This window comes from Anabaena sp. CCY 9910 (assembly GCF_963920875.1).
GTDB classification, from domain to species: domain Bacteria; phylum Cyanobacteriota; class Cyanobacteriia; order Cyanobacteriales; family Nostocaceae; genus Trichormus; species Trichormus variabilis.
The window spans coordinates 45,163-60,210 of the sequence record NZ_CAWUDJ010000039.1; the positions used below are offsets into that span (position 1 = coordinate 45,163).

Annotated in this window: 4 protein-coding genes; 3 read left to right on the forward strand and 1 reads right to left on the reverse strand. The window is 43.5% G+C overall.

What is annotated here, in order from left to right; all coding sequences use genetic code 11:
• Window positions 1-44: 44 nt before the first annotated feature.
• Window positions 45-7,079 (reverse strand): ExeM/NucH family extracellular endonuclease, encoded by a 7,035-nt coding sequence (locus ACM5QX_RS22965; protein ID WP_414755668.1) that lies wholly within the window; start codon window positions 7,077-7,079, stop codon window positions 45-47.
• A gap of 539 nt (window positions 7,080-7,618) precedes the next feature.
• Here ACM5QX_RS22965 and ACM5QX_RS22970 point away from each other — a divergent pair.
• The 3 genes from ACM5QX_RS22970 (at window position 7,619) to ACM5QX_RS22980 (ending at window position 15,034) form a co-directional block, all read left to right on the forward strand.
• Window positions 7,619-10,702, forward strand: a complete 3,084-nt coding sequence (locus ACM5QX_RS22970; protein ID WP_414755669.1) for an esterase-like activity of phytase family protein — start codon at window positions 7,619-7,621, stop codon at window positions 10,700-10,702.
• Window positions 10,703-11,027: 325 nt separating this feature from the next.
• Window positions 11,028-13,508, forward strand: coding sequence for a DUF4114 domain-containing protein (locus ACM5QX_RS22975; protein ID WP_414755670.1), 2,481 nt, complete (start codon window positions 11,028-11,030; stop codon window positions 13,506-13,508).
• Window positions 13,509-13,924: 416 nt separating this feature from the next.
• Entirely contained in the window at window positions 13,925-15,034 is a 1,110-nt protein-coding gene (locus tag ACM5QX_RS22980) for a hypothetical protein (RefSeq protein ID WP_414755671.1), read from the forward strand.
• The last annotated feature ends 14 nt before the right edge of the window (window positions 15,035-15,048 follow it).

The window sequence follows — 15,048 nt, forward strand, 5'->3', positions numbered from 1 at the left end:
AAACCCCAGTTTTTTGAAAAACTGGGGTTGTTTGGAAAGAAAGTTTAAGCAGCTATAGTAATACTGCTACTAGTGATTGCGGGTTTATTAGATAACAAACCTATTTGAATTTTGGCTGCACCGCCAATGCCATCTTCATCAAAAAACAGTTGACCTGTAGTATTGTTGTAGATGAAGCGATCGCCTGCTGCTGTCGCATTACTACCGAGGCGGAAGAGTGCAGGATTAAGTGTACCCAAAGCTTGACTGAGTCCAAATTCTGTCTTGGAGATCAACATTGTATCTTGCCCGACTTTAAAATCAGTGATGATATCAAACTCTCCAGTTCTAGTATCACTCAGATAGAAGCGATCGCGGCCGTTACCGCCAATCAATAAGTCACTTTCCTGACCACCAACTAACAAATCATCGCCATTACCACCGATTAAGGTATCATTGCCGTCACCACCATACAGGGTATCGTTACCGTTACCACCTAGTAAGATATCTTTGCCTCTGTCACCATATAGGGTATCGTTACCGTTACCACCTATTAATAAATCATTACCACCCAAGCCCCGGATGAGATCATTCCTATTAGTGCCTGTGAGAATATCGTTATCTGGAGTACCAACTATGCCGCCACTAGCGTTGATCGTCAGACTCACAGATGCTGTTGCTGTGCCACCTTTACCATCACTAATACCATAAGTGAAACTGTCACTGCCAAGGTAGCCAGTATTAGGCGTATAGGTAATAAAGTCATCAGCAAAGTTACCTGGTGTACCATTGTCATTGACAACAGCAATACCGTTGACAGGAGTAGATACCAAACTCAGTTGTAAAGCATCACCATTCGCATCACTGTCATTAGTCAGGACGTTAATGTTGACAGCCGTGTTTTCATTGGTCGTAGCTATATCATTCACAGCTATGGGTGCAGTGTTTAAATTTAGCCCTACAATCACCGGGTCATGGTCTGAAGAACGGAAAGCATCAGGACTGTATAAGCTGGTTTGTTGTCCTACTGACTTGAAGTTGGTGTTGTAGTCGAGAACATTGGGTTCATCAGCATTAATATGCCACTTGACAGCACCACTTACTTGTGCAGTCAGTGAGGCATTAGCTAAAGCATGGTCTAAAGCACCCCACTGACCATCAAAAACATAGGAATAGGTGGTATTTGGCAACAGGTTGTTATATCCGGCATTTTCCAAAGCCTTAATTGGGTCTTCCTGGGCGTAGGCGTTGAGGTCGCCGAGAATGAGATAATCTGTGTCAGTAGTTCCCGTGGGATTGGTTGCTAACCATGCTGCTAAATCTTGGGATGCACGAGTCCGTGTCCCATTAGATAAACCTTGACCATCACCAGCGTCAGCGTCACCAAGATTTCCAGAACTGGAACCCTTAGATTTAAAGTGATTGATGACGGCTGTGAACTGTTCACCTGTGGAGTTTTGTCGGAAAGTCTGGGCTAGGGGTTTACGGTTATTGTTATTAAAGGCACCTTGACCAAAGCCATCGGCGACTGTGGCGGCTGCACCAATGGGAGTGACACTATTGGGTTTATAGATCAAACCAACGGCGATCGCATCCGTACCTAGTTGAGACAGTCCTGGATTAATAAAAGCGTAAGTACCCGCACCTGCAACGGCATTGAGTCCATTAATTAAATCTTGAATGGCACTATTAGCACCGTAACCATCATTTTCGATTTCAATCAGACCTACAACATCGGCATTTAACCCCAGAATAGCCGCAATTGTCTTGTCACGCTGGCGGTTGAACTCAGTCAGATTTTCTGCACCCCTTTGTTCAGAACTGGTGAAGCCGCTACCAGTACCATCACCGTTGAAGTAATTCAGGACGTTAAAGCTGGCAACCTTGAGTGTACCGCCTACATCTGGTGTGGTTGTTGGACGAGGATTGGCTGGTGTAAAGTCTACGCCTGTTGAGGTTTGAACGCGGTATCCTTCAAAGCGTTGGTCTAAAACGCCGGTGATACTAGCAACGGTATCGCCGCCCCGTAGGGTGTTGGTAGCACTTAAGGGTTCACCACCACGACCAAAGATAATGGATGCAGGGTTTTGTGTGCTGCTACCGTCATCTAAGATAATCCGTCGTTTGGCAATCTCGTCTAAATAAGCAGCGTAGCCAGCAACACTGGGGTCATTAAATTGGGTGTATTGTTCCAGCCTGCCATCCGTACCTGGTTGGTTACTAGTACCAGTTGCAGAGAGAACTACCTGACCGAAGCGACCGAGTTGAAAATGTTCGGTAACAGTTAAATCCCCACTACCAGCACTGATATTTACCCGCATCCCTTCGTAGCGTTCCAAATCTGCGACAGTCGTCACAGGTAACTGGATATTACTCACTGTCGGTAGTATGTCTGCACCCAAGTTGATAATGCTGCTGACGCTAGAAAGTTGGGTCAGGCTGCTGACACCGTTGTTGGTGCTAAATTCGCTCACAGTTCCAGTCACCCGGACTTTAGCACCAACGCTACCAGAGAACTGGCCTGTGGGGTCGAAAACAAAGATACCTTCAGAAGTTGTAGAGTCATTATCAGCGTCTGCATCTTCTTCTTGGACGAAAAAGCCATTCAGACCGGAACCACCGGGGAATGCGGCAACCACAACGCCTTCAATTGTGCGAATACCCCCAAAAGCAGAGTTAAAGGCTGTACCACTACCTTGAATTTGGTGAATTTTGGTAATGGTGAGGGCAACATCATTATCGGTAATTGTGGCAGTAACCGAGCCGATGTTAATACCGTTGTAGCTAGTATCATTACTAGTTACTGTATGGGTAATCACGCTGGTGTGTGTGCCTTCTACGAGGTCATCATTAACTGCGGTTACCGTTACAGTTTGGGGCGTATTCCAGTTAGCAGGGGTAAAGGTGAGAGTATTGACAGTAGTTGTAGTTTGAGAATCAGGGTTAATGGTGACAGTAACATCAGCTGTGGGCTGGGTATTCAGGACGATGGTGTAGGTATCCGTTGCCCCTCCTTCAGTAACGTTGGTGCTACTACCAGACTCAATTAAGGTAATGCTAGGTAATGGGGCGGTGGAAACTTTCACATCATCAATGCCCAAACCATGATCAGTACCTGGATGGTCAATGTCAACCCAACGTAACCAAATTTCCTCCCCAGGATTGAGGGATAAACCGCTAATTGTGCCGGAGATTAAACTACGGTTGGCACTTGCATTACCATTGAGTGCGCCAGCAGCCGTATTGTTGACCAAACTAGTAAAATCTAGATTGTTGACATCAACCCAAGTACCACCAGTTAAGCTTGCAGCACCAATTTGATATTGGAAATCAACGGTTTGAGGATTAGAAGTAGTACCACCACTGCGCCATTGTTCGCCGTAATAGTTAACATACAGCTGATTAACTACCCTACCAGTGTCGTTAAAAAACCTGCTACCCCAGTAAAATGTACCTGCGGCTGCGTTACCTGAACCGATAGAACCTAAAGCACGGTCTGAACCGTCTAAACCGAAGCTGTAGAGATTACCTGCGGTGTTGCTTCCAGTTGCGGCGACAATGGTTGTGCCGGTTCCGGTTCTAGCAGTATACCAACCAGCGATTGTAGAACTATCAATCCAGGTTTCTGAACCCGAACTAATCAGACTATTAAACTCTTGGGAGTAGGGAGTCTTGAGGGAAATTGCCCCGACTGGTAGAGTGAGGACTGGAGAACCAAGGGTTATGACTTCACTGCGGAATTTTTGGAAGTTATCCTGAGCTAAGTCTTTGGAAATTGTACCGTTGTTGTACCAGACGGTATCGCCGTTATCTACCAGCAATTGAATTTGGGTATCGTTGGTGAGGGAATCTGGCACTTCCACAATGGATTCAAAGCTACCGTTAGTATTCAACGCTGTTAAATCAGCAATACGTAATACAGGTGCATCAGTAGCATTACCAGTCCAAGTGTAGAGACGGAAATCATTGGGGGCTATGCCTGTAGCACCACCTGGGGGGCCAGCAATAATCAAGTATTGATTACTAGCGTTACGCTCAATACTGCGGATACCACGATCGCCTAAGTCCAAGAAGATAGGCGCACCAAAGCTAGCAGTACCAGATGTGCCGCCTGTGGTATTCAAGATACTGGTCAAATTAGTAACAGGAATAATTAGGGCATTAGTGCGATCGCTTGTTGGTTGATTGGGCGCACGGAAGGAAACGTAAGCGGTATTTCCATCGGGTGCAACTGTCAAGCCTTCAATGTTGAAGCCATTGCGAATTTCCGGCGATACACCATTTGCAGCACTCCCAGCCAGCCCTAAAAAGCCAGCACCCAAGCCATGACCGTTGTTATTATCCCAAGCAATTAAATCATCTTCGAGGAATTGATAGTAACCTTGGAATGTCAGGCTAGCACTTGCCCCTGTACCAGAAATCTGCGTGGCAAAAATCCGTTCCCGGTTGGGTGAATCGTTGCCATTACTGTTGTTGCTGTGGGAACCTGACCAGTAAATTGTGTTACCAATGCGGGTAGAAGCTTCGATGTCTACTTCACTGGAACCAGATAAGCCGAGTAATGAGGTAAAGTCAAAGCTGGCTAGTGGTAAACCAGAATTACGGCGATCGTACAGCCGAATTGTTTGGTCTTCGTCGTCAGCAACAAACATATAATTGGCATCAATAGCGATCGCACTAGAAGCGTCACTTGTCCCTGTCAGGAAACGGGTATCGGGACTAACAGATCCGGCTGAGGCGGCGTAGTTAATGATGTAGGAACTGCTGAGTGTACCGTCACTCACGGTAACGGTAATATTGGCTAAACCAACACCAACAGGATTAATTTTTAGATTACGTTCTGCACCAGTACCAGTTAAGGTCAGGTTGGCATCAGGGACAACCGCCTGATTGCTACTAGTAACTGTGATTGTCAGGTTTTCAACTGGCGTGTCAGTATCACTTAAGGTAAAGTTAATACCTAATGTCCTTGCTGGGTCGGTAGGATCGTTAATGACACCACTAATAGCACCAGCACCAATTTTGGGTAAGGGAACAGGTAGGTTTTGCCCATCAAGGAAGTCTGTTGTACTGGGATTAACTTCAATTTTCGGCGCGCCTACAGTGGATACAGGGTTAGGAATGTAAGTCCCTGGGTTACCCACATCATTACCTGTAGACAAGCGGGAATTTTGACCATCATTAATGGCAGAAAGCTGCCAGTTGGTAGTAATCTCAAAACCATCAAGATTCGCTGCTTTCGTCCAACCGCTAGCGTTTTGGGTGCGAATAGTCCCGGTGAATCCTTCATCATTGTAGGTGAGGCGGTCTATTAGCTGGCCGGTGCTGTCATACAGGTTAATCTCATCAGTGCGTCCCAAACCTTGGTTAGAGTTACCGATGATTTTTACTGAGGTGGGTAGGTTCCACGCAGTACGGAATGTCTCCGCCGCAGTTTCCGTTAAAATTACCGACTCCCCAGGCTGGACGATACCAAATGCACTGAGATTGAAGGAACCAGCAATGCGAGTATTGTCATCAAAACTCCAGCCAGTAAAGTCTACTGGGGTAGTACCAAGGTTGGTAAACTCGACGAATTCACCATTAGCACCGGTGTACATATACTCGGTGATTTGGACATTGACATTGGTGTTGGGTGGTGCGTCGTTGTCGGTAATATTTACATTGATGTTAGCGATCGCAATCCCGTTGTAATTGGTGTCACTACTACTAACATTGTGGGCGATCGTGCCAGTGTGTGTACCTTCAATTACATTGTCATTGACGGCAGTCACCGTTACAGTTTGGGCTATATTCCAGTTTTGGGAAGTGAAAATCAAGGCTGAAGAACTGGTTGTCACCTGATTATCAACAGTGATGTTAATTGTGACATCTGCTGTAGGCTGAGTTTTCAGGACTATGGTGTAACTATCTGTCACACCACCTTCAGTTACATCTGTGCTACTACCAGATTGAGTAATGGTTATACCTGGTAGGGGTGTGTTGTTAATGTTATAAAAGCCTGGGTTGCCAATATCACCACCTGTAGAGGTGCGAGAATTCTGAGCATCATCGACAGTAGAAAGCTGCCAATCAGTATTAATAGTAACAGCACCTAAATTCCCCGGCTCAGTCCAACCACTCCTAGTCTGGGTGCGAATCGTCCCTGTAAAGGTTTCATCTCCATAGGTGAGGCGGTCTATGAGTTGACCATTGTTATCGTACAGATTAATTTCATCACTCCGTCCCAAATTTCTTGTCAATCCGCCAATGACCTTGACATTAGCAGACAATCCCCAGGCGGCGCGGAAATCGGCTTCAGTCGCTTCTGTGAGGATGACTGATTCTCCAGGCTGCACAATTCCAAAGGCACTCAAACTAACAGTGCCATCTGTGCGACCGCTATCATCGTAACTCCAGCCAGTAAAATCTACGGCGGTAGTGCCAAGGTTGGTAAACTCCATGAATTCACCGTTAGTACCTTGGTACATATACTCGGTGATTTGGATGTTGGGTAAAGGCTGAGAAAGTGTGAATGATGAACGCCAATTGGTAATGTCGGTGATGGTGGAACTAGCTGTCCAATTTACTGGGTTGGAGATAGCCGCTAGTAGTTCTACCTGAGTTCCCACAGTAGAACCGCTATAGTAGCCGTTTGTACCAGTGATAGCCACTGTTGTCTTGCCAGTTTCTAGTGTGCCACCGTTTGTCACAGTGGGTTCAGCAGATGTGGCAGCACTAGTTGCATTAGTCCAGTTACCAGAACTCAGCGCATAAATTAAAGTTGGACTGGCTAATGTTCCTGTATAAACAATCAGCGAGTCACCACTAGCATTGAGGGCAAAATTACTAGGATTATTGGAGTTAAACCCTGGTGAATTACTACTGCTGCCATTTGTCCAAGTGAGAACTGTACCCGCAGAGATGTCTTGAGGCGCGGTATAAGTGAGAACTCCCTCCCCAGTGCGGAAGCTACCACTAGATTGCCAACCGTTATCTGTAATGTTGAAGGTTGTACCAGCACCAATGTCCACAAGTACCACTAAACGGATGCTATCAGGATTAGTGGTGTTATAACCAGCGATCGCAATATCTCCAGGCTTCAATGTTGTAGCTGTCATAATGATTAATAAGTAAGATGGTAAAAATCTGCAAAACCAACACAAAGCATCGCCCTGCCCTTGAATAGGGCTGGCTAGCTTGTGATATTTTCTTTAGCTAGGAAAAATTAATTCTTAGTAATTTTGTCCGTGTAAATAGGCACTGGAACTTTACTGAATTCAGATTAAGAGAATAATAGGAAAAGGTAAAATAACTAACTATTTTGGAAAAACAGTATTTTAACCATTAGTTCTTTTGAACTTATTTTTTTCTTAATCTTCAAATTCCCATAATTCCTTTCAGGACTTACGCACCCAGATTTTCTGTTGAGACGGGGTGTAAGGGTGTAAGGGTATAGGGGTGTAAGGGTTTCAAACATTTATACCCCTATACCCCTATACCCCCATACCCTTCTCCAAACCCTTGATCTTTCGTTTTCATGGGTAAGTCCTATCTTGAATAGTCAAGTTCTCTGATTGTGATGAGTGCGGAGTTCCTAACTCCCAGCGCCTCTTGCACCATTCATGATGTGTACCTAAAAATTTGAGGATTAAATATTGTGGTAAATGTTCAGTTAGTGGGCTTCGCTTCTCTCGCGGCTGATACCTATGCTGATGGGCCAGCTTCTGGTAATGGTATTTCCGGAAACGGTAGGACAGGCCCTTTCCCTGGACAGCCAGTGCAGGGCTTTAGTGCAGTACAATTCGCCAATAGTGGCTCATTTTACTTCTTGTCCGATAATGGCTACGGTAGTAAAGATAATAGTGCTGACTACCTACTACGTATCTATCGTTTAGACCCGAATTTTCGAGGCGTAGAGAATGGTGATGGCAGCGTTAAGATTTTAGACTACATCCAACTATCTGACCCCAATAACAAAATTCCTTTCCAGATAGTGAATGAAGGTAGTGCTGACAGATTACTGACAGGCGCAGATTTAGACATTGAGTCTTTTGTCATTGATAAAGATGGTTCTATCTGGGTAGGTGACGAATTTGGCCCCTATTTACTACATTTCGATGCTACGGGTAAATTGTTGGATGCACCTATCGCCACACCAGACCGCTTCAAGACTTTAGATGGTACAGCACCTGAAGTTATCGGACACCGGGGTGCAAGCGGCTTTCGTCCAGAACACACCCTAGAGTCCTATAAGCTGGCTATTGAACAAGGTGCAGACTTTATCGAACCAGACTTGGTTGTGACAAAAGATGGTGTGTTAATTGCTCGCCATGAACCTGCTTTAGCGGTGTTGAACGCTGATGGTAGTGTTAATTTCAGCAATACAACCACGAACGTTTACCAAATTGCCAAGTTTAGCGATCGCCTAAAAACGGTAAATTTAGATGGAACAGAAATTACTGGTTGGTTTGCCGAAGATTTTACTTTAGCGGAAATCAAAGAATTACGAGCCATAGAGCGTCTACCTTTCCGTGACCAATCATTCAACGGTCAATTTACCATTCCCACCCTGACAGAAATTATTGACCTGGTGAAACAGGTAGAAGCCGAGACTGGGAAAAAGATTGGTATTTATCCAGAAACAAAGCATCCTACTTATTTTGCTCAAGAAGCTACCTATGTAGGGACAACAGAGAAGATTAACCGCAATATCAGTCAGATTCTCATCGATACCCTCAAGGCTAATAACTTTACTGATCCTAGCCGGATTTTCATCCAGTCTTTTGAAGTTGGCAATCTTAAAGAGCTGCATGATGTGATCATGCCTAATGCTGGGGTCGATATTCCCCTGGTACAACTGTTTGATGCCATTGACGTTGATATCAACGGTAGGCTCATAGAAACTAGACCCTATGACTTTATCGTTAGTGGTGACACTCGCACCTACGGCGATTTACGCACTCCAGCAGGCTTGGCGGAAATTGCTGAATATGCTGATGGTATCGGCCCCTGGAAGCGCATGATTGTTAGTGTCAGAGGTACTGATGCTAATGGTGATGGACAAGCAGATGATGTCAATGGAGATGGCGCAGTCAATGATGCTGATAAGACACTGTTACCGCCAACTACCTTAGTTCAAGATGCTCACAATGTTGGTTTGCAGGTTCACCCATACACCTTCCGTGACGAAGAGCGTTACTTAGCGGCGAATTATCAAGGAAATCCAGAACTAGAGTATCAGCAATTATTTCAATTAGGTGTAGATGCTTTATTTACCGACTTTCCCATTACAGCAGATAGAGTACGCGACCTACTGAGCCTCCCTGGAAACAATATAGTCCGTTCTCCCCAAAACCCTGATGTGCTTTCAGGAGATGCTTTAGCAAATTTGGGTGGTTCTAGAGGTTTTGAAGGTGGCGCAATTAACGCCAGCAAGACCAAGCTCTATATGCTTCTAGAAGGAACAGTCCAAGGTGATCCTGTAGGTGCATTACGGCTGAATGAATTTGACCTAGCAACCCGTAGCTATACCAATAATTTACGCTATTACAGGCTGGAAAATCCTGCTCATGCGATCGGTGAAATCACCGTCATTAATGATAATGAGTACCTAGTTATTGAACGAGATGGAGGTCAAGGCGCTTCAGCTAGATTCAAGAAAATTTACAAAATCAACCTGTCTCAAACAGATGCTAATGGCTTTGTAGCTAAACAAGAAATTGCCGATTTATTAAATATCCAAGACCCTAACGACCTGAATAGGGATGGTAAAACAACCTTTGACTTCCCTTTTACCACCATTGAATCTGTTGTAGTTGTTGACGCAAACACTATTTTGGTCGCCAATGACAACAACTATCCATTTTCCGTTGGTCGTCCTCCAGCTATAGATAATAACGAAATTATCTTATTGAGGTTAGAGCAACCCCTCAATCTTGCACCTGGTTTGGGACAGCCACAAGCTACAGAAATTAAGTTTGGCTCTCCTAGTAGCGATGAGATTACGGCGGAACCCGGTCAAATATTATTCACGGGTGATGGTGCAGATACAGTAGATTCCCCTGGGAATAATAATATCTCCACAGGCAACGGAGATGATACGGTATTTGTAGGTAGTGATGCTTCTGTCTCTACTGGCAATGGTAATGATCAAGTCTTCATTGGTGTGAATGGCCCCGCCAGCAATACTACAGCTAACGGTGGTAATGGTGACGACGAAATCACCGTGATTGAAGCAGGTGGAAGTAATAACCTTTTTGGCGCAGCAGGTAATGATACTCTGCAAGTCATCGAAGGTTCCCGTCAATTCGCCTTTGGTGGTTCTGGTAACGACACCCTCACCAGTAACGGTAGTTATAACCGTCTGAATGGTGGTTCAGGAGATGACAAATTATTCTCGAATGTGAATGACTCTTTGTTCGGTGGTGATGGTGATGATGTGCTATTTGCAGGTCAAGCCGGTAGTAATCGTCTGAGTGGTGGCGCTGGTGCTGATCAGTTTTGGATTGCTAATGGTAGTTTACCAATTAGCAAGAATACTGTGACGGACTTCGCTGTCGGTGTTGACAAAATTGGACTGGGTGGAGTTGGTGTGACGCAATTTAGTGCTTTGAGTTTGGTACAGCAAGGCGCTGATACTTTGGTGAAGTTAGGCGCGACTGACTTAGTTGCATTACAAGGAATTACCGCGACTAGTTTGACTGCGACTGACTTTGTTTTTGCTGTCAGTGTGGTGGGTTAGTAATGCGGTAATAAAAGATTGAGTATGCGAGGGGATTATATTCCCTCGTTTTTTACATAAAGTTGGTTTTTTCTCAACGCAGAGGCACTCGGAGATTTACGCGGAGGTACGCAAAGTTATCTAAAAAGTAAGCTATTTTGTAATACTCATTGGCATATTTTTTGTCGTTTCTATGGTGGTTAGGATGTATTTTAATCTTTTAATAATCTATCGATAAACATTTTTTAATTGTTGTATGGGTTCATATTTATTGGTGATTAATTATTTATTAATGCCGCAATAATTGAGCTATTTATATACAAGAAATAGGCGAAAAATATAGTATATGATTATTAACGGCACTTCTGGTGTGGATGAGTTATATGCCAACAAAGATAACCAAGTTTTTGGTTGGGAAGGCGATGATATTCTAGATGCTTCTAACGGTGAAGGAAATAATTTATTAGCGGGTGGTGCTGGTAGCGATCGCCTCTTTGCCAACAATAATGATACCCTCAAAGGTGATACGGGAGAAGATTATCTATATGCGTTGGGTAGTCTAGGTTTCAATACACTAGAAGGTGGCGATGATAACGACCAGCTGTTTGTGGTCGAGGGTGGAAATAACACCCTGGATGGAGGACAAGGAAGCGATCGCCTGATAGTTTTAGACGGTAGTGGTTACAATACCCTCTCTGGGGGACTGGGAAATGATTTATTAGATGTCTCTAACGGTACGGGTAATAACATCCTCTATGGTAATGAGGGTGATGATATCCTGATTGGTGGAATCAATACTGACCAATTATTTGGCGGTGCTGGAGATGATTTACTCTTCGGTGGTAGGAGAGGTAGCCAATTAACTGGAGGTACAGGTGCAGACAGATTTCTCCTCACCAGTGCAGCAGTTCCCGAAATCCCCATCGAAGTATTAGATTTTACTAAAAATGACGATAAAGTCATAGTTGCCGGCATCCCTGAAGTGCGGACATTCCAAGATTTGCAATTACAGCAGACCGGGGCTGATACAGTTGTCAAAGCTAGAATAAATAATACTGTGCGAGAGTTAGGCATTTTGAGAAACATCCAAGCCAACACTCTGACACCAGATGATTTTGACTATACAACCGCTATTTTCTCCATTACCAACTCTTCTGCCACCGAAGGCAATAGCATCACCTTCATCATTAACCGTACAGCAGATACCCAAACTCAGCAAACTGTGACGGTATCTACATCTATAACCACAGGAGACACAGCTAGTAATACTGACTTTGTAGCCAAAACCCAAACCCTGACTTTTGAACAGGGAGAAACCCAAAAAACTTTTACTGTAGACACCACTCAAGATTTCTTAGTTGAAGCAAACGAAAGCTTTACCGTCAGCTTGAGCAATCCTACGAATGGTGCAATTCTCAATCCTACAGCAGCTACAGCTAAAGGCACTATCAACGATGATGATAATGCAGGTGTCATCATTACCCAGACTGGTAATAACACTATAGTTACAGAAAATGGGACAACTGATAGTTACACCATAAAACTCACTAGTCAACCTACATCTGATGTCATTATCAATATCAGTAATGGTCAACAAATTCGTACTAATCCCAGAACTTTAACCTTCACTACCGAAAATTGGAATGTAGCGCAAAATGTCATTGTAACAGCAGTAGACGATTTCTTAGTAGAAGGTGACGGTAATGATACTATTAGCCATACGGCTATAAGTAACGATGTTAATTACAATAACATTCCCATAAATTCTCTAGCAGTAGGCATCACTGATAACGATATCCCATTATTTCAGAACCCTAACAGTGATATCTTTACCATCAAAGGCAACAGTAACAAAGTAAATCTCCAAGTCAGTCTTACAAGACGCAATTCCAATTTCACCAATGAATTGAGTGTTTTTACAGTAGATGATGCTAATGGCACTATTAATGGTATTGTTCCTGGTGCAGCAGGTTACACTGAAGCAGCGCTACAACGTGCCAGAGTAATTTTCTCAGCCATAGCTAAAAACCCAAACGGATTTAACCCCAATAATCTAGCCAGTTTCTTGGAATTTAATTCTGGTGATAATTTGAGGTTTTATTTAGTCAGAAACAGCAGTACCGATGCCGTACTAGCAGGAGTCACACCTATCTCAGATGTAGTATTGGCTAATTCCTCAACCCAAAAAATTACTAACTTAGGAACAGATGGGTTTTCCTTGGGATGGGAAGACGGGTTTGGTAATAGTAGTGGATTTGAAGATTTAGTAGTCAAGATTCAGACGACAAACCAAACTTTACCTTTAGGTGTAAATTTACAAAGTCAAGCACAAGGAGAATTGATTGATTTACGAGGCGTGACACAATTAGTAAAAGCTGATTTTGTTGTTAATAGAGATGCTGCTTTCAACAACTTCATCGGCTTCTATCAGGTGACTGATGAGAATGGTGGTATTGACACCAATAATGATGGTTCCGCAGATATTCTCCCTGGACAATCTGGTTATACTCAAGCTGCTATTCGTGGTCGTGTTCCTGGGATTGATTTGGTCGTGAACAATAGAGGAACTGCAACTTATACTGGTACTTTCCAACCCGGTTCTTTATTTGCACCATTCATCATTATTAATGGTAGACCGCAGACAATTTTAGATAACAATCCCAATAACGACCCAGCCGTATATTTTCCATTCTTGGGCGCTAACCGTAATAGAGTTGATCATATTCGTCTATTGGCAAACAATGTCTTTGGCTTTGAGGATTTACCAAATGGGGGAGATAAAGACTTCAATGATATGATTGTGCGAGTCAATCTAAGTATTGCTTGAGATATTAGGACTTATACTGCAATACGGTTCAGTTAAGAGAATGGTAGCGGAACCCAACAAAGTCTTGAGAATGTTGGGTTCCGTTCCTCCACCCAACCTACACCAGTCTAGGTTTTTGCCTTGACTGAACTGTATTGAAATATACCAAGATATTTTTTATCTGGAAGTCCATATACTCGAAATTCACGAGTATTTCGCTCAACCCACCCCTACAAACTTTGGAATTAAGTTAACGTGCGCCTTTGTTGGAGACTCACGTTAAGTTATCAGAATTTTGTGAGAAATCTGGGTATATTAAAAACAACTACTAAGCAATACAGTTTTCTGCAATTTTAATTGCATACTTAGACATTTCACCTATTCAGGATGAACTTTACACTGCCATCATCATATTTGTGATGAATAAGGACAGTGATATGGCTATTACTATTTTAACAGTCAATACTACAGCCGATCAAAATGATGGTAGTGCTGCTAATGGTTTATCTCTGCGGGATGCAATTTTAATTGCTAATGCTAATCCGAATACTGAGTATGAAATTCGGTTAACTGGCGGTGTAACTTACAATCTTACGTCGAACGGGATTAATGAAGATAATGCCTTCACAGGAGATTTAGATATTAAGAGCCGTAATAATGTACTTTATATTGTCTCAGTTGGTGGTGAGAAAGCCACTATTGATGCCTCTGGTTTATTAAATAGCGATCGCGTTTTTCATGTCCTCAGTGGAGGAGAATTAAGCTTACAGAATGTAGTGGTTACAGGCGGTGGTATTTCCGATCATGGTGGAGGTATTAAGGTCGATCTAAATGGCTTTCTTGATGTTTCTAATTCGACCATTACAGGCAATGCAGCATCCGGCTTTTTTAATAAAGGAGGAGGCCTTGCCAACAGTGGGTTAACTTACATACGCAACGGTACGCAGATTAGTAATAATATTGCCTTCGGTAGCTCCAGTCAAGGAGGTGGTGGCATATACAATAACGGAACACTAATTGGAATTAACTCTACAATTAGTAATAACCAAGGAACCGAAGGTGGCGGCATCTATACTATTAATGGCTCACTGACTCTGATCAATACTACCCTCAGTGGTAATAGTGGTGCTGATGGTGGCGGTATACGCAGTAACGGAACTTCCGTTGCTTTATTTAATACTACACTCAGTGGCAATAGTGCAAGTGATGAAGGTGGTGCTATATACGCTTCTAATGGCGTATTGAACTTAATCAATAGCACTGTCACCAATAATAGGATCACTACCTCCATATTTGGGTCTGGTGGTGGTGGTATCTATAATCTGAGTGCGACAGTTAACTTGAGAAATACAATTGTTGCTGGAAATATAAGTAGTAATGCTCCTGATCTTCTTTCATCCAGTTTAAGTTCAGCCATATTCAATGGTAACAATAACAACCTCATCGGTAATATAACTGGTGCTAGAGGTACAGTAGGCACAGGTACGGATATTGTTAACCCTAACCCTTCAAGGGGCGACAAGCAACCTAAAGTGCTTGCTGTATAAGCTTCATAGCCCTT

Bases quoted from the DNA above. Each gene is read 5' to 3' on its own strand.
- ACM5QX_RS22965 (WP_414755668.1), bottom strand. From the start codon at position 7,079: ATGACAGCTACAACATTGAAGCCTGGAGATATTGCGATCGCTGGTTAT.
- ACM5QX_RS22975 (WP_414755670.1), top strand. From the start codon at position 11,028: ATGATTATTAACGGCACTTCTGGTGTGGATGAGTTATATGCCAACAAA.
- ACM5QX_RS22980 (WP_414755671.1), top strand. From the start codon at position 13,925: ATGGCTATTACTATTTTAACAGTCAATACTACAGCCGATCAAAATGAT.